11 protein-coding genes and 1 pseudogene are annotated in these 15632 nt (G+C 71.8%); 1 reads left to right on the forward strand and 11 read right to left on the reverse strand.

The window, feature by feature from the left end:
* Positions 1–293: 293 nt before the first annotated feature.
* The 7 genes from OHA89_RS02140 to OHA89_RS02170 all read right to left on the reverse strand — a co-directional run bounded on the left by OHA89_RS02140 (position 294) and on the right by OHA89_RS02170 (position 10103).
* Entirely contained in the window at positions 294–1034 is a 741-nt protein-coding gene (locus OHA89_RS02140; RefSeq protein ID WP_406365026.1) for a formyltransferase family protein, read from the reverse strand.
* Positions 1031–4201, reverse strand: a complete 3171-nt coding sequence (locus OHA89_RS02145) for an amino acid adenylation domain-containing protein (protein WP_406365027.1) — start codon at positions 4199–4201, stop codon at positions 1031–1033. The genes OHA89_RS02140 and OHA89_RS02145 overlap by 4 nt, the downstream gene beginning before the upstream one ends.
* The gene (locus OHA89_RS02150; RefSeq protein ID WP_406365028.1) at positions 4198–5352 is read right to left on the reverse strand and encodes an NAD-dependent epimerase/dehydratase family protein; all 1155 of its coding nucleotides are present in this window, start codon (positions 5350–5352) and stop codon (positions 4198–4200) included. The genes OHA89_RS02145 and OHA89_RS02150 overlap by 4 nt, the downstream gene beginning before the upstream one ends.
* Positions 5337–7430, reverse strand: coding sequence for an AMP-binding protein (locus tag OHA89_RS02155; protein WP_406365029.1), 2094 nt, complete (start codon positions 7428–7430; stop codon positions 5337–5339). Before OHA89_RS02155 ends, OHA89_RS02150 begins: the two co-directional genes overlap by 16 nt.
* A gap of 5 nt (positions 7431–7435) precedes the next feature.
* Positions 7436–8278, reverse strand: coding sequence for a hypothetical protein (locus OHA89_RS02160; protein WP_406368352.1), 843 nt, complete (start codon positions 8276–8278; stop codon positions 7436–7438).
* A gap of 9 nt (positions 8279–8287) precedes the next feature.
* A complete protein-coding gene (locus tag OHA89_RS02165; protein ID WP_406365030.1) occupies positions 8288–9346 on the reverse strand; it encodes a 3-oxoacyl-ACP synthase III family protein in 1059 nt (352 codons plus the stop codon).
* Between the two features lie 517 nt (positions 9347–9863).
* Positions 9864–10103 (reverse strand): hypothetical protein, encoded by a 240-nt coding sequence (locus OHA89_RS02170; RefSeq protein ID WP_266615735.1) that lies wholly within the window; start codon positions 10101–10103, stop codon positions 9864–9866.
* A gap of 254 nt (positions 10104–10357) precedes the next feature.
* On the opposite strand from OHA89_RS02170, the gene OHA89_RS02175 reads away from it, so the two are divergent.
* Positions 10358–11746, forward strand: coding sequence for a hypothetical protein (locus OHA89_RS02175; RefSeq protein WP_215140569.1), 1389 nt, complete (start codon positions 10358–10360; stop codon positions 11744–11746).
* 86 nt (positions 11747–11832) lie between these two features.
* On the opposite strand, the pseudogene OHA89_RS02180 reads toward OHA89_RS02175, so the two are convergent.
* From OHA89_RS02180 to OHA89_RS02195, 4 genes and pseudogenes are all read right to left on the reverse strand, one after another.
* Positions 11833–12101: pseudogene (locus tag OHA89_RS02180) on the reverse strand (Tn3 family transposase); the annotation flags it as partial.
* A 124-nt stretch (positions 12102–12225) separates the two neighbouring features.
* Positions 12226–12711: a hypothetical protein gene (locus tag OHA89_RS02185; protein WP_266615738.1), complete on the reverse strand. Its 486-nt coding sequence runs from the start codon at positions 12709–12711 to the stop codon at positions 12226–12228.
* Positions 12712–12854: 143 nt separating this feature from the next.
* Positions 12855–13946, reverse strand: coding sequence for a hypothetical protein (locus OHA89_RS02190; RefSeq protein WP_406365031.1), 1092 nt, complete (start codon positions 13944–13946; stop codon positions 12855–12857).
* Positions 13947–13999: 53 nt separating this feature from the next.
* On the reverse strand, positions 14000–15073 hold the full coding sequence (locus tag OHA89_RS02195; protein ID WP_406365032.1) for a hypothetical protein: 1074 nt from the start codon (positions 15071–15073) through the stop codon (positions 14000–14002).
* Positions 15074–15632: the final 559 nt, after the last annotated feature.

Genomic DNA, 15632 nt, shown 5'->3' on the forward strand with positions numbered 1-15632 from the left:
ACGTGCACGGCTGTCGCAGTCGTGCCCCTCCGGCGGGTAGGCGGCGCGCTGGGCATGGTCGGCGAACCGGCGCCAGACCACATGGATCCAGCCACTCAGGACCGCCGCACCCACAACACCCTGCTGAAACACGGGAGCGCGGACGAGCCTCGACCACCACGACAGGACCGGAAGTATCGACCGACAACACCAGAAGCCCCGCCAAGTGCGGTAATGGTTCTGCCAGTTCGACCTCCTGGAGCTCCGTCCGGAATCCCCCGCGTACGCCACACAGGTACGGCTGTGATGCAGCGTCAGGACCGCGAGCACCTGCGCGAGCCCGCCGGTGTCCCACCCGGTGGCGAAGCCGGTGAGGACAGCCGGAGCAGCGCCCGGGCGACCTCGGGAGCATGAGCCGCGAACAGGCCGAGGTCGGTGGCACGGGCGTAGGCGGGGTGGTCGGAAAAGGCGGCGAGCCGGTCCAGGGCGCGCAGGCCGTAGTACGCGGACGGCTCCGCCGCCGCGCGGGGTGCGGGGTGCGCGGTTCCGGCTGCGACGGACGGGAGGATCTGCTCGAACAGGGCGTGGCAGGCTCGGACTCCGCGGAGCATGACCTGGTGGTAGCAGTCCTCGGGCCCTAGGGGGAAACGGTGTTCGGCCAGGACCGGACCGGTGTCGATGCCGGCGTCGACCTCGTGGGCGGTGGCGCCGTACTCCGTGTCGCCGTGGAGGACGGCGAACAGGACGGCTATGGAAGGGAGTCCGCGGTGCCGGGGCAGCAGTCCGTTGTGGATGTTGAGGATGCGCAGGCCCTCGGACCGCAGCAGCGGCTCGCGGAAGATCTGCCGGTTGTTGAGGGACCAGACGATGCCATCGGTGCAGGCCCGGGCCAACGTACCGGCGTGGTCGTTGACGTCCGCCGCCGCCAGGTGGGGCGCCTCGGCGGGCGCGGCATCCAGCGGGTCGGCGGAGCAGACCAGGTCGACCGGATGGCCTCGGGTGGCCGCATGGGTGACGGCGCGGCGCAGCAGGGCTCCCTCTCCGACGAAGATCATGCGGCGGCCTCCTCTCGGGCGGCGGCCAGCCGCGAACAGACCTGCTCGAGCGTCAGGTTCCCTACCAGGCAGTCGAGGCCGCTGGTGAACCACTGGGCCTGGCCGGGGCTCAGCAGGTCGGAGGAGACGGCGGTGAGCATCTCGACGAGGGCCAGGGAATCGCCGCCCAGGACGTGGAAGTCGGAGTCCGCCGACAGCAGCGTGCCGTCAACGCCGAGGATGGCCGCCCAGTGATGCCTGACACGCGCCTCCACACTGTCCGCCGGGGGTGCGGCGGACTGCGTGGTACGGGTGAAGGGGTCGGGGAGGGCGTCGAGATCGGTCTTGCCGCTGACCGTGCCGGGCATCGTGTCGACCACGACGACATGCGCGGGGACGAGGTGCGCGGGCAGGGTCCGGGCGAGCTCGGACCGCAGGACGCGGGCCAGGTCCGTATGTGTCGTGGAGGCCTCGAGGTGCTCGGCGTGCGGCAGAACGTATGCGCAGAGCACGGCCGCCGTCGAGTGCGGGCGGCGGCGGGGCAGGACGACCGCCCGGTGGACGGCAACGTGGGCTTCGAGGGCGGCGACGACCTCGGCGGGCTCGACGCGATGCCCGGCGATCTTGACCTGCTCGTCGATGCGCCCGGCGAACTCGACGGCGCCGCCGGCCAGTCGGCGGCCGAGGTCACCGGTGCGATAGGCGCGGACGCCGTCGGGGCCGATGGTGAAGGGTGAGCGACGGACGGCGGCCGGGCCCAGGTAGCCGCGGGCCACTTGGACCCCGCGTACGACGATCTCGCCGGTGCGGCCGATGTCGCCCGGTCCGCTGCCGATGGTCTCGTCGTCCTCGCCGACGAGTTCGACCCGTGCGTACGGGCCGGGAAGGCCGATCGGGACGGTGGCGCCGCTCTCGCCGCCGTCCACGGTGTGGGCGAGCACGGCGACGGTCGCCTCGGTGGGCCCGTACGCGTTGATCACACGGCAGCCGGCCCCGAAGGCGGCGTGCGCGGACCGTACAGCGGCGCGGGTGAGGGGCTCTCCGCCCAGCACCAGGGTGCGCAGGGAGTGCGCGGGGCCGCCGCTCGCGGCGCCGAGGAGGGCGAGGTGGGAAGGCGTGAGCGCGAGGGAGTCCACGCGGTGCTCGACGACGAGAGCACGCAGGACGGCGGGCGAGGGCGTGCCGGGCGCGAGGACGACCGTACCGCCGGCCAGCAGGGGCAGGAAGAGGGGGAAGCAGGAGATGTCGAAAGCGTAGGAGGAGGCGAAGCCGAATCGGGTGCGACCGGTGACCCGACAGACGCCGGTCATCCAGCGGACGAATCCCATGAGGCTGCCGTGCTCGATCTGCACGCCCTTGGGGCGGCCGGTGGAACCGGACGTGTGGATGACGTACGCGAGGTCCCCGGGCCGTACTTCTGCGGCGGCCCTGGGTTCGGCGTCACGGACCGCGCCGGCGACCGCCGCGGCGGTGTGCGGGCCAGGACCCTCGAGGAGATCCTCGACGGCGAGCAGGGTCCCGGGCACGAAAGGGGCGAGTTCCCCGACCAGATGTCGCCGGGTCAGGCACAGTCCGGCGGCGGATCCCTCGAGGATCTCCCTGATCCGTGCGCCGGGATGACCGGAGTCGAGCGGCACGTAGGCGGCGCCTGCCTTGAGGACGCCCCACAGGGCGCACACTCCGGCGGGAGTGCGGTCGACGACGAGTCCCACCAGGTCCTCTCGTCCGACGCCGCGCCGCCCGAGCCCGGCCGCGACCGCGTCGGAGCGCCGGTCGAGCTCGGCGTACGTGACCACGCCTTCGGGTCCGTCGAGCGCGGGCGCGTCAGGGGTGCGGGCGGCCTGGGCACGGAAGACGTCCACGACGGTGGGCCCGGGAACGGCCCCATCCGGGACGGCCTCATCCGGCCGCGCCACCGACGGCGCGGGGCGCTCGGCCGCCGCGTCCGGCCCGGCCCGGCGGGCCCCCGCCGCCGGCCTGTCGTCGAGACCGGCCAGGGTCGTGTCCAGCAACTCCGCCGCACGGGCGGCGAGGCCCGGGCCCCTGCCCCGGACGCCCAGCGTGATCTCGGTGGCAGTGCCGGTCTCGGCCGCTACCAGGGAGAGCGGGACCAGCGGAGCATGTACGGGCAGCGCGTAGGCCGTGGACGCTTTGAAACCACCGCCGGAGAGTTCGGTCAGGTCCAGGCGGCCGAGGTGGGAGACGACGGCCGAGGCGAGGTGCCGGTCGGTACGCAGCGCCACGGCCTGGGCGGTGCGCAGCAGACCGGCGGTCACGGCGGGCGGGAGCACCGCGAGGGCCGTCTCGAATCCGGTGGCGAGTTCGCGGCCCTCGGCGAGGGCGGTCACCAGGTGGGTGTGCGCGGCCGTCCACTCCGCCCCGGGGCGCAGGTCCAGGAACAGCGGCAGGCTCAGGTTGCCCGTCGCCGCGATCCCGGGGCGGTGGCGGCGCAGGTCGACGGGGACCATGACGCGGGTGTCGAGCCGTGCGGCGTCGGTCAGGCTCTGGGCGAGGCGGGCGGTGAGCGCGGGGCGACGACCGGGCAGGGTGCGGCGCAGCCACATCGTCCGGAGCGGGCCGCTGCCGCCGTGGGCGGTGCCGAGCGGGGAGCGCCGGGCGGGCCTCGGTGTGGGCCGCGGCCCGGTGCTGCCCAGCCGGCGCAGCAGCCCGGCATCGGTGTCCACGTCGAGCGCGGGCCGGGCGGGGTCGCCCCGCAGGGCGCGGAAGACCTCCCGTACCCAGGTCAGGGCGCCGTGACCGTCCATCACCGCGTGCGAGGCGCTGAAGACGACAGTGGTGGTCGCCTTCCCTTCCCCGCCGGGCACGACCAGTACCTCGCAGCCCGGCGGCTCCGCTCGACGCGACGGCCCGGCAGGCAGCACGACCGTCCCCGGTGCCGAGTCGGCGTACGCACCGGCGCGCGGTGCGGCGTACCGCACCCACGGCGACGGCCCATTGGCGCTCCACATCGCCCCGACGCGCACGAGCCGGGAGCCCGGACATGCCTCGGCGGCCTGGGCCAGGGCTGCCCGGAGGCGTCTGCGGTCGATCACGCCGTCCCCTTCGACGACGATGCGCAGGGCCATGTCCCCGCGGGTGTCCCCGGCGGCGAGGTAGAGGCGCTCGGTGGGCGACACCGGACGCCGGTAGCGGGTGGCGTCATCGGCGTCGACCTGACGGGATGTCATGACTGTGCGTTCCCTTGTTCGGTGTGGTCGGATGCGGTGCGCGGCGCCGGGCAGGCCGATGCGACGGAGCCGGCGGAGTGGGACGGGCTGGCGGTCCAGGCGGCGACGCCGCCCACCGCCGTCACCCAGTTCCGCAGCGCCCGCAGTCCGTCGGCCTGGGTACGCGGAGCCGCGTAGCCGAGGTCGCGACGGGCGGCAGTGGTGTCGTACGTCGCCGACCGGGTCAGCAGCGCCATCATGTAGCGGCTCAGTGCTGGACCCGTGTCCGTGTCTCCGCCTCTTCCCGCGGATCGGCGGCTCAGGTGCCATCCGGTGTCGACTGCCGCGGCGATCCCGCGGCCGAGGAGGAGCGGTATACGCGGGGCGGGCGGCGGGCACTCGAAGAGGGCGCCGACCCGGGCCAGGAAGGGCCACAGGTCCGTCTCCTCGCGGTCCACGACGAAGTAGGCCTTGCCGCCGACCCGCCCGGCAGGCGCGATCGCGGCCCGCAGGCAGGCGTCCACCGCGTTGTCGACGTGGCACAGCGACACCAGGACCCGCTTGCCGCCCGAGAGATCCGGCAGCCGGGCCGCACGCATGGCCTCGACCATGCGCGGCAGGAATCCGGCGTGGTCGCGCGGCCCCCAGATGCCACGCGGGCGCACGGCGCAGGTGGTGAACTCCGGCCCGTCGGCCGCCCGTACGTACTGTTCGGCGATCGCCTTCGTCTCGCAGTACTGGTTGAACCACCGCTCCGGGTACGGAGTGCTCTCGTCGATGCCGAAACGGTCGCCCTCCCGTACCCGCATCAACGCGCTCGGGCTGGAGACGAACACGAACCGCCGCGCCCCCGCCGACCGTGCCTCTGCCAGCAGCCGCAGCGTGCCGGTGACATTGGCGGCCTGGAACTGCGCGCGGCTGCCGTGGTCGACGACCCGTGCCGCGCTGTGCAGCACCGCCTCGCAGCCCTCCGCCGCCCGCCCGAGGGAACCGCCGTCGGTGAGATCACCGGTAACGACCTCGACGCCGGGCAGGGAGCGCAGCCGTACCGCATCGCTGCCGGGCCGTACGAGGGCGCGGACCAGATGGCCTTGGCGCAGGGCACCCTCGACCAGGTGCCCGCCCAGGAACCCGGATGCTCCGGTGACCAGAATCTTCACAGGGACCGCCACCAGGTCGCACCGTAGAGCATGGTGCGTCCGACCACCGAGGAGGTCCCGTGTCCCGCCGCCCGGCCGCGCGGCAGCGCGAGCGGAACCTGCGCGGCGTGCACGCCGATGCTGAGGAAGGCGTCGGCCCACCACAGCCACCGCAGCGCCGGGAGGTCGGGGACCCCTGCGGTCGCGGCCCACACCGCCCCGCCGACAAGGTACGCCCACCCGGCGAGCGGCACGATCCGGACCGCCCGCCGGCGCCGGGCAGTCCGGGGCTGCTGCCGCTCGGCCCAATGGGCCAGCTCCTCGCGGCCGATCTTGGCGTTGTGGCGGATGTCCACGGGGAAACCGGGGTGGCGCAGGAACTCCTGGATGCCGGTCGTCGGGGCGTGCGCCTCGGCCATCGCGCGCAGTTCGGCGACCAGGTTCGTCCACCCGGCGTCGTCGAGAGCCGCCCCTTCCGCCCCGGTCTCGGTCTCCACGCACACGACGGGCCGTTGCGCGCCGGCCGGCCCGATGCCGACCAGGGCGGTGCGCCGGACCAGAGGGTGGGCGTTGAAGACGCCCTCGCAGCGCACGGTGTGCAGGTCTCGGTAGGCGGTGCGGACCCGCTGCGCGGCGCGTCCGCAGAACCACAGCCGCCCCTCGTCGTCGAGGCGGCCGAGGTCACCTGTCCGGTGCCAGACGCGCGGGGCTTCGCCGCCCGGGCGTTCCTCGGTCACCTTGTGCGCGGCGTCGCATTGCGGTGCGCGATGGTAGCGCCGGCTGACGGAGTCTCCGTGGACCAGGATCTCGCCGACGCGCCCGGCCGGCAGGCTGGTCTCGGAGTCCAGGCGGGCGAGAGGGCCGTCGGTGACGGGGGCGATGGTCACGCGGGTGCCGGGAACGGGCCGGCCGACACAGGTCCCCTCGCCTGCGGCGGACCGGGCCGCAGTACCGGCACGGTCGCCGCCGCTGCCACCGTCGCCGTCGCCGTCGCCGTCGCGGTCGCGGTCGCGGTCGCGGTCGCGGTCGCGGTCGCCGAGGATTCCAGCTGCCTCGATCGAGGTGATCGGCAGTGCCTCCGTGGCCCCGTACGTCACATGGATCCGCGCCTTCTCGTCGAGTACGCGGCGCAGCGCGGCCACGACCGCGTCGGGCACCGGGGCTCCGCCGGAGACGACGCAGTTCAGGTCGGGCAGCGGGTGGCGGCCGCGTGCGGTGCCGGTGAGGTGCCCGGCCAGGTTCCGCAGCAGAGCGGGTGAGGCGAACATTGTGGTGACGCGGAATCGTTCCAGAGCGTCCACGATCAGGGCCGGGTCCGCCCGTGCGACCCGGGCGGGGGCCAGCGGCGCGAGGACCAGGGTGGAGCCGTAGACCAGGTCGAGCACCCCGTAGAAGGGCATCGTGACGAGGGAGACGTCGTCGCGGGTGCGGCCGTGGACCGCCTCGATCTGGCGGGCGATGGACAGAGCCATGCGGTGGGTGTACTCGACTCCCTTGGCGGGGCCGGTGCTTCCGGTGGTGAAGCCGATCATCAGCAGGTCGTCCCCGCCGGTCAGCGCCGCCGCCTCCTCGTGCCTCCCGGTTCCCGAGGTGGCGCGCAGCGCGGCCAGCGTGTGGCCGCGGCCGAGCCGGCATCGCCCCAGGGTGATGGGCACGCGCACCGCTGCGAAGGTACGGCGGCTCAGGACGCGCACGAGCTGGGCGACGGGCGGTCCTATGAATGCCTCGGCTCCCACGGCCCGGTAGCAGTGCAGCATGCGCCGTACGCCCATGCCCGGATCCACGACGACGGGCACGGCTCCGACCCGGAACAGCGCGAAGGTGAGCGCGAACAGCTCCGGCCCGGGTGGGGCCATCAGCACCGTTTTGGTGCCCCGGGTGATCCCGGCCCGCTCGAATCCGCGGGCCAGCATCTCGACCGTCTCTTGCAACCGGCCGTAGGTGAGGGTGCGGTAGCGGGAGCCGCGCCCGTCGGGGTGGATGACGGCCGGCTTTTCGGGAAAGGCGCGGGCGTTCCACTCCAGCCACCCGGCCACGGTCCCCGTCACGGTGGCGAGGTGCTCCGCGGCGTGGTCGGCGGGCTGCCCGGTAGCTGACCTCGTGCTCCTCACGGGGCTCACCACCCCTCGGGCCGGTAGACGGCACATGCCGCGCTGGGTCCGGCGCCGACGGACACGAACAGCAACTGGTCATAATCGTCCCGGCGTACGCCGTCCATCGCCCGGAGGTAGCCCAGGACCGGCGCCGCGGTGTGCGGCTCTCCCCCGCCCTCGGCCTGGGCCGCGGACGGGCCGATCACGAGCGTCCGGTCGAGGTCTACGCCGGTCTCCTCCGCGTAGTCGGTCACGGCCCGCGCCGCGAACTCCCTCAGCCGCTCCCCGTGGCCCGGCTCACGCCGGACGGTGATCGCAGCCCGCCCGTGCCTGCCCATGGCGTCGGTGTCGAGGTAGCCCTCGACATCCGTGGGCAGGTCAGCGGTGTAGTGGCGCACCGGACCGAATCCGGCACCGGGGTCGGCGCTGCGCTCCAGCAGGAAGGCGCCGGCCAGGTCCGCGTACGGGTAGCCGGTGTCGCGGTCCGCGTCACCCCCCGGGTGCACGTCGGCGGCCGTGATCAGCACCCGCTCGGTGCTTCCCGTTTCCAGCAGTGCATGCCCCACCTGTACGGCGTTGAGCACGCCGCAGGCGCCGTTCATCAGGTCGAAGGAGAAGCCTGCGGCAGGGTCGGGGTCGGCGATGTAGTCGAGGTTGATGCCGACCTCCTTCTGCACCAAGGCCGCCATGGCCGGCTCGAAGGTGTTGTGCTCCCGGTAGACGCCGACGTTGACGAGCACGCCGATCGACGAGGCCGACACCCGCGCCCGGGCCAGGCAGCTGCGGGCGACCCGGCCTGCGAGGTCCACGACGGACGCGGGGGCGGACCCGTCGGGGACAGCGGTTGCGGCGGCGGTGATGACCATGCCCACGGCTCACACCCCCACGTTCGTGAGCGTCGCGGACAGGGCACCGGTGACCACGCCGGAGGCAGCCGGCACCAGGAGGAACTTGGCCCCGGGGCGGGCGCTGCCCGTCCTGAGGTGCTCGCACAGCGTCAGGAAGTGCGATGTCGTGGCGGTGTTTCCGTACCGCTCCACCACGGAAAGGGAGGCAGGCATGGGCGTGCCGAATTCGGCCTCGGCCATCTGGTTGGCGTAGTCGATGAAACGCGTGCCAACCTGGTGCTGGATGACGTAGTCGAACTCCTCACCGGCGAACTCCCGCCCCCTCTTGGCCAGGAAGTCTCCGTGGAACCGCGGCCACAGCCTGAGCCGGTCGCGGTTGTGCATCTTCTTGTTGTCCGTGTACAGGGCGATGCCCGGGGTGCGGTCGCTCGGCATGCCCATGCACAGGTGGGAGTACTCGGAGCAGGTCATCAGCTCGATGTAGTGAATGCGGTCGGCCGGGTCGGCGGAGGCGTCCAGGACGACCGCGGCCGCCGAGTCGCCGACGGAGAGCGAGGCGAACTGCGGGTCGTAGGAGTCGGTCATCTCCTGTGCGGCGGTCTGTGCGACGCGGGTGGCCTGCTCGCCGCTGACGACCAGGCCTCGCCGGACCGCACCGGAGCGGATCATCCGGTCGAGCAGCCAGACGCCGGTCATCATGCCGGCACAGGCGTTGGAGACGTCGAAGTGGATGGCGGAGCGGGCCCCCAGCTCCCTCGCGAGCATCGAGGCGAAGGAAGGCTCGAAGGTGAAGCGGCCGCCGTCCTTGAACCGCGTGATCGAGGCGGAGATGACGATGTCGAGGTCGGCGGCCCGGTAGCGGGAGGACGCCAGGGCGTCGCGGGCGGCGGCCAGGACCATCCCGAACGAGTCCTCGCCGGCGGCTGGTTCGGGGTCGTACACGCGCCGCTCGGCGATCCCGGTGATCTTCTCGATGTCCACGTCCCCCAGCCCCGGGACCCGGGCGGCGAGTTGAGGGGTGGTCTGTACGGCTGCCGGCAGGCAGACGCCTAAGGCTTCTATTCGGCTGTATTCGGTCGTGCTCATGTATGTCGCTCTCCGTGGCGGTCCGCCGCGGGCATGGGAGTGCCAGGGCAGTAGATGACAGAGGGATGCAAGGGGCGTCCAGGGAATAACGGACAGTGAAGTTACCGTAGCGTACAGATCTCCCACGGGTTCGTCAGAGATCCGCAAATGCGGCACATCCGGTCGAATACCGGCCACGGGACCCGATGGCGACACCGCGCAGAGTCAAGGCTTCCGCCCCTTTCCGCAGCGCCTGCACGCTCGAAAACCTGTCCGGAACCACCCGGTCCACCCGGTCCCAAGCCGACCCGCGCGTAGGAACCGACGCATCCATACGGGCCGGGGCTTCTGGCCGGGAATGCGGCCTCGGGGTGCCTCCGCCAAGTCCGGGAACTCGTCGACGCATCGCACCGACTACTCATGGGGAAGGCGTCGGGGCACGAAGGGATGCCACCTCGGCAGCGGTCCACGTACCGCAGCACCGGACTGGCAAGCGGCGCCGGACAGCGCCCGTTCATGGAGTGGCAATGGCGGAACGTCAGCAGTCCCCCGGCAGCACGTACCTCTCGCTGCGGCGGTGGGTGCCGCCGCCGGCGCTCACCGGGTTCCTGGCCTTGCTGGTGGTTGCGTTCTGACCACTGTCACGTTCAGCAAATGGGATGACATCCGCCAGGTCTTCGAGCGCGTTCCCACGCGCCGCCTGGTGGTCCTCGGCGAGCCGGGTGCCGACAAGACCATGCTGCTCGTTCGCCTGCTTCTGACCCAGCTCGAACACCACCCGCGCGGCGGCCCGGTGCCGGCCCTCTTCTGGCCAAGTGCGGCGAGCTGCGTCACGGCGAACGGGTCCGCCCTCCAGGGCGGACCCGTTCGCGCGTCTTGACCCGTTCGCACGTCTTCATGCTCCGTCCGGGCTGTCCGCGCCCCCGTACGGATCATGCCGGGAAGCCGACGGCGGTTGCGCATGGTCGGCTGGGCTCGGCTGGTTGCGGTCCCCTGACGGCCGGCCGTACACCGCAGAAAGAGGAGTCTCCGATGTCTCGTCGGCATGTCCCGGCCGTCCTCGGCCTACTGGCGGGCGCGCTGGTGGCGGTCCCCGTCCCGGCCGCTCACGCCGCCACGGTGCAGGTTCGCTGCTCGGTCCCGGATCTCGTCGCGGCGATCAACGCCGCGAACAGCTCACCAGGGCCGGACACGCTCCGGCTGGCGCGCAAGTGCACGTACAAGCTGACGGCGCCGGACGCCGTGAACCCCGGCAACGGCCTTCCGGTGATCGCCAGTGAGATCACCATCGACGGGCGTGGGGCCACGATCAGGCGGGACGGGCGCGAGAGCAACGTGCCGAAGTTCCGGATCCTCTTCGTAGGACCGACGGGAAACCTCACGCTCACCCACACGACGATCAGTGGTGGCTTCGCCACGGACTGCCCTGCTTTCCCCGACCCCCCGGGCCTGGCCTGTGGCGGCGGCATCTCCAACGCCGGAACGATGACGGTGACCCGGAGCAAGTTCATCGGCAACACGTCCCGGTCTGACGTGTTCGCCCAGGGCGGCGCCATCGACAGCCCCGGCACCGGAAGCGTGAGCGAGACCGAAGTCACCGGAAACCACGTCATCTACAGCGGGAGCGAATCCGGCGGCGGCGCCGCCGGCGGCGCCATCGCGAATGACGGTCCGCTGACGGTCACCCGCTCCCGGCTGACCGGGAACACCGCGACCGTCACCAAGAACACGCAGAGCACCGCCTTCGGGGCCGGCATCATCAGCTTCGCCGAGACGACCGTCGAGGACACGATCATCAGCAAGAACCGTTCCTTCGCCCCCGGCGGGTTCGCGCGTGCCGCCGTCTCCAACGGCATTCCAGCGCCCGGCAGGATGACGGTGACCGGCGGCGCCATCACCGACAACACCTCGGACGCTCCGCAGGGTGTCGCCCAGGGCGGCGGCGTCGCGAACAACGCCCTGATGACCGTGAGCAAGGTGAAGATCAGCGGCAACCGGGCGGTAGCCAAGGACGGCACCGCACGCGGTGGTGGCGTCCGCGTGGGCCCCTTCGGCACGCTCGAACTGACTGACAGCCACATCACCGGCAACACCGTCAACGCGTCGAACGGTACGGCTCAGGGCGGCGGCCTCGACAACCCCGACGGCGGCACCCTGACGGCCAGGCGCAACAAGGTTCTCCGGAACACGGTCACCGCGAAGGACGGCACGGCGCAGGGCGGCGGCCTCTACCACGCCGGGGGACCCGCGGGGCTGGGCACCACCACGCTGGAGGAGAACTCCATCACCCACAACCGGGCGGGCGACGGCGGCGGCATCTTCAAGGCGTCCGGCGTCCTGACCCTGAACGGCGATGTCATTCGCGACAACCAGCCGAACAACTGCAGCCCGGCCGGTGCGGTCCCGGGCTGCACCGGCTGACGGTCCCCCAAGGGGCAGTCCAGCCCGCCGGGCTGTGAGGCCCACGAACTCGACAATTGACTGCCGGGCCGCCCGAGCGGCCCGGCTCATTCCTCTCCGCCGTCGTCATCATCGTCCAGCTCGACCGCGTCCGGTTGCGCAGGTGCCGCAGCCCCTCGCGCGGGACAGACGCGCTGAAGCTGCAGCGACCCAGGACGTTGAGGTTTCTGTGCTTGAGCGGGGACAGCCGCACGATGTCCTCGTCGCGGATCTCGTGGGCCTCCGCGCGGAGCTGGGCGACTGTGGCGTCGATGTACCGCGTCGTCCACAGCACCACCGCCTTGAGGACCAGGCCGAGGGCGGCGAGCTGGTCTTGTCCGAACTAGCCCAGCTCAGCGACGGTCCGCCTGCGAGCCGACGTTCACCACGGAAAGCAGTCGTGAAGAAGTTGGGTGGACGGGCTCCGGCGGGCGTGTCGTCTCCCCACGCCCTTCTCGGTCCTATTGGGAGAACGCGTAGGTCCGGATGGGGTCGAGATGGAGTTCGTAGGGCCCGAAGCAGTCGGCCGCGAGGGTCGCGACCGGAGCGCCGCAGGGGCAGGCCCGGTTGAGCCCCTCGTCGCCTGTCGGTCCGCAGCAGCCAGTGCTGTTCTCCCAGTTGGGCAGTGGCTGAAGGCCGGCGGCGGCGTCGGGGTGCACCAGTACTGTGTGTCGGGTGCCCGCCGAGAGGACGAAGCCTTCTTCGCGGCAGACCAGAGGTCCGCGTGACTGAGCCGGCTTCGGGTCCTCCTGATCGTCCTGCACGACGTAGGGAGGTCCCCAGGGCTCGGGATCGATCGCGTAGTGGCCCCGCGGAACGGTGGAAGGTGCCCGGCGTGTTTCCTTGTCCCGGTCGCGTTCGTCGTCCGAGACGTCAAGGACGGCGGCAAGCTCAGCCGGCTCCGGCGTGATGGCGCCGCCGCATTTGGAGCAGAGGAAGACGGTCATCCCCTCGTTGTAATACTCAGGACTACTGACTCGCGTGGGGTAGGCGGCTCAGAGTCAGAGGGGGCGTGTGGGGTGGCCGGATACGGCAGCGAGCGGACCCTCCTGGCGCCGGAGGGTCCGCTGCGGGGAAGTTGCTCGGGGAGCTACCGCTTGTGCCCGTGCTGCACGTCCAGGCACAGCGCCCAGACGTCGGAGTAGCTGTTCGGGGAGGGCGAACCCCCGCTGTGGGTGGCTGCCGTCCAGTACGACGGGTTGGAGCCCCCGTCGCCGACCGGGGTGCCGGCAGCGTCGCTGGGGAAGCTGCCGTTGAGGTGGGGGCCGCCCGAAGTCGCCTTGCTGAAGTCGGTCGTGGTCACGTTGCCTCCGCTGATGGCGGCGCCCCCGCTGACCAGTTGCCCGTCCTCGCGGGAGCAGCCGGCCGTCGCCGTCTGTCCCGTGGAGGCCGTGTTCGGGCCGCTGACCTCCCTGAAGTGGACCGTCGTGGAGACGTGCTTGAGGTCGATGTCGTCCGCGCTGCAGATCGCGTAGGCGTAGGTCATGTTGTCCTCGCCGCGTCCGCCGCCGATCCCCCCGACGGCCGTCCAGGAGTCGGGGTCGGTCTCGCCGTCGCCCGCGGCGATCGCGCCGAAGTGGTGCTCGGAGTCGTTGAAGGTGGGGAAGCTGGCGATCGGCTTGAGGCTGCCGACGCTGGCCGGGGTGGTGCGGGCGCCGCCGCCGATCAGGACGGTGTTGGCTGGGCAGGTCGCCGTCACGAGCTTGGACGACAGCCCGCTGGTGGGACCGGAGGCCTTGTTCATGACCACCTGGGTGTGCCTGATCAGGTTGCTGTGCAGGCAGATCGCGTACGGGGTGGTGGAGAAGGCGGTGCTGCTGCGGCTCCCGCTTCCGCCGAACGCCATCCAGTGCGTGGCGTCGCTGCCGACGGTCCCGGGCGTGTCGGTGTACTCGGTGGCGCCGTCGGCACTGGGCACCATGCCCAGCACGTGGTTGCCGTTGGCCATCTCGTCGTCGCCGATGGCCTGGTCGACGCCGCCGCCGGAGACGAGGCCGTCGGCGCAGTCCGCGTGCGAGGAGACCCCGGTGAAGGGGGTCGCCGGGCCCATGGTGGCCCCGGGGGTGATGACGGTGACGTCGGCGGTCTTGGCGTACGCGGCTCCCGGCACCGCGACGGTCAGCAGAGCGGCCAGGATCAGGGCCTTGCCGGTGGCGGAGCCCCGCCGGAGTTTCGTGCTCATCGAATTCTCTCTCTTGTTTACTTGTACGTGGCCGGCCGTCCGGAACCGCTGCCTCAGACGCCGTCGTCGGCGCACAGCGCCCAGACGTCGGTGTGGGTACCGGGCGAGGACTGACCGCCGGTGTGGGCGGCTGTCCAGTACGCCGCCGTGGTGGTCCCGTCGCTGACCGCGGCGCCGCCGGAGGTGCTGGGGAAGCTTCCGTTGAGGTGGTCGCCGCCCGAACCCGGGCCGGTGAAGTCGGTGGTCGTCACGCTGCCTCCGCTGACCGCGGCGCCGCCGCTGACCAGCTTCCCGTCACCGCCTCCGCAGCCCACGGTCGCCGTCTGGCCGGTGCTCCCGGAGGTCGGGCCGCTCACCTCGCTGTGGCGGACCTTGACCGTGGCGCCGCTGACGTTGATGCCGCTTCCGCTGCAGATCGCGTAGGCGTAGGTGTAGTTGGCGCTGTTGGAGCTGCCGTCCCAGCCGACCGCCGACCAGGAGTCGGGGTCGGTCTCCCCGTCCGCCGCGGCCTTCGCACCGTAGCTGTGGGCGGAGTTGTTGAAGGTGGGGAAGCCGGCGATCGCCTTGTAGCTGCCCGTATTGCCCGGGGTGGTCCGGGCGCCGCCGCCGAGCAGGCGGGTGTTGGCCGGGCAGGTCGCCGTGACGCGGCCCACCGTCGCCCCGGTGGTGGGGGTGTTGGCCTTGTTCATGACGACCTGGGTGTGGTTGATCAGGTTGCTGGTGAAGCACATCGCGTAGGGGGTGGTGGAGAAGGAGGCGTTGACCTGGCCCCCGGTTCCGCCTATGCCGAGCCAGTGCGTCACGTCAGTGCCGACGACACCGGTGGAGCCGGTGTATTCGGTGGTGCCGTCGGAGCTGGGCGAGGTGCCGTTGGCGTGGTTGCCGTTCACGCCCGCGCCGGCGCCGATGGCCTGGTTGATCCCCCCGCCGGAGATCAGGCCGCCGGAACAGTCCGCGTGCGTCGATATCTCGGCGTTGGCGGTGGCGGGCCCGCTGGTGGCCCCGGGGGTCTTCACGGTGACGCTCACGGTGTTGGCGTAGGCGGTTCCCGGCACGGCCAGGGTCAGTACGGCACCCAGGAGCAGCGCCCTGCCCGTGGCGGAGCGGCGCAGAAGTCCTGTGTTCATGTGGATCTCCCCATCTGATGGGCGAAAGCGGCAAGCGATAGGCGTCGAAGGCGCATGGCGCGGTACGGAGCGGTATCCGAAAGCGGGGGCACGGGCGTCGTCGGTGCGGTTTTGCCACGGCATCACAACGGTTGCCTGCCTCGCGGATGTATGCCGCTCAGGGGCAGACCAGGGGTTCAGATCGGCCATCTCGCCACCCTGTACCGAGCAGCGCATGCGGACTCTAGCAGCGAAAATACCCTGCATCTACATATGAGATTCGCAATTTTGAGTAGCAGATGCGGATGTGCAAGATGTGACTGCCCGGCAGCCCAAACGCCCCCAGGTCACACGCCCGTACGCGAAAACACCCGCCCCGCGCCGGGACCGCGGGACGGTTGATCCGCAGGCGGATTGAGAGCCGGACGATGGAGTTGATGTGGGCCTGGACACATCGGCGGACCCGCTCGGTCCGCCGCAGGTCCTGGTTTACCGGCGACGCGAAGACGGAACTCGCCCGGCCGCGCCGCAAGGTCAGGCAGCTGCGCGAGGGAGAACAGAGCACCTCCCCGTCCTGCCG

Origin of the sequence: Streptomyces sp. NBC_01546, assembly GCF_045208355.1 — a bacterium.
In the GTDB taxonomy this organism is placed as follows: domain Bacteria; phylum Actinomycetota; class Actinomycetes; order Streptomycetales; family Streptomycetaceae; genus Streptomyces.

Coding starts and splice junctions, on each gene's coding strand:
- OHA89_RS02140 (WP_406365026.1), bottom strand. CDS start 1,034: ATGATCTTCGTCGGAGAGGGAGCCCTGCTGCGCCGCGCCGTCACCCAT.
- OHA89_RS02145 (WP_406365027.1), bottom strand. CDS start 4,201: ATGACATCCCGTCAGGTCGACGCCGATGACGCCACCCGCTACCGGCGT.
- OHA89_RS02160 (WP_406368352.1), bottom strand. CDS start 8,278: ATGGTCATCACCGCCGCCGCAACCGCTGTCCCCGACGGGTCCGCCCCC.
- OHA89_RS02165 (WP_406365030.1), bottom strand. CDS start 9,346: ATGAGCACGACCGAATACAGCCGAATAGAAGCCTTAGGCGTCTGCCTG.
- OHA89_RS02175 (WP_215140569.1), top strand. CDS start 10,358: ATGTCTCGTCGGCATGTCCCGGCCGTCCTCGGCCTACTGGCGGGCGCG.
- OHA89_RS02185 (WP_266615738.1), bottom strand. CDS start 12,711: ATGACCGTCTTCCTCTGCTCCAAATGCGGCGGCGCCATCACGCCGGAG.
- OHA89_RS02190 (WP_406365031.1), bottom strand. CDS start 13,946: ATGAGCACGAAACTCCGGCGGGGCTCCGCCACCGGCAAGGCCCTGATC.
- OHA89_RS02195 (WP_406365032.1), bottom strand. CDS start 15,073: ATGAACACAGGACTTCTGCGCCGCTCCGCCACGGGCAGGGCGCTGCTC.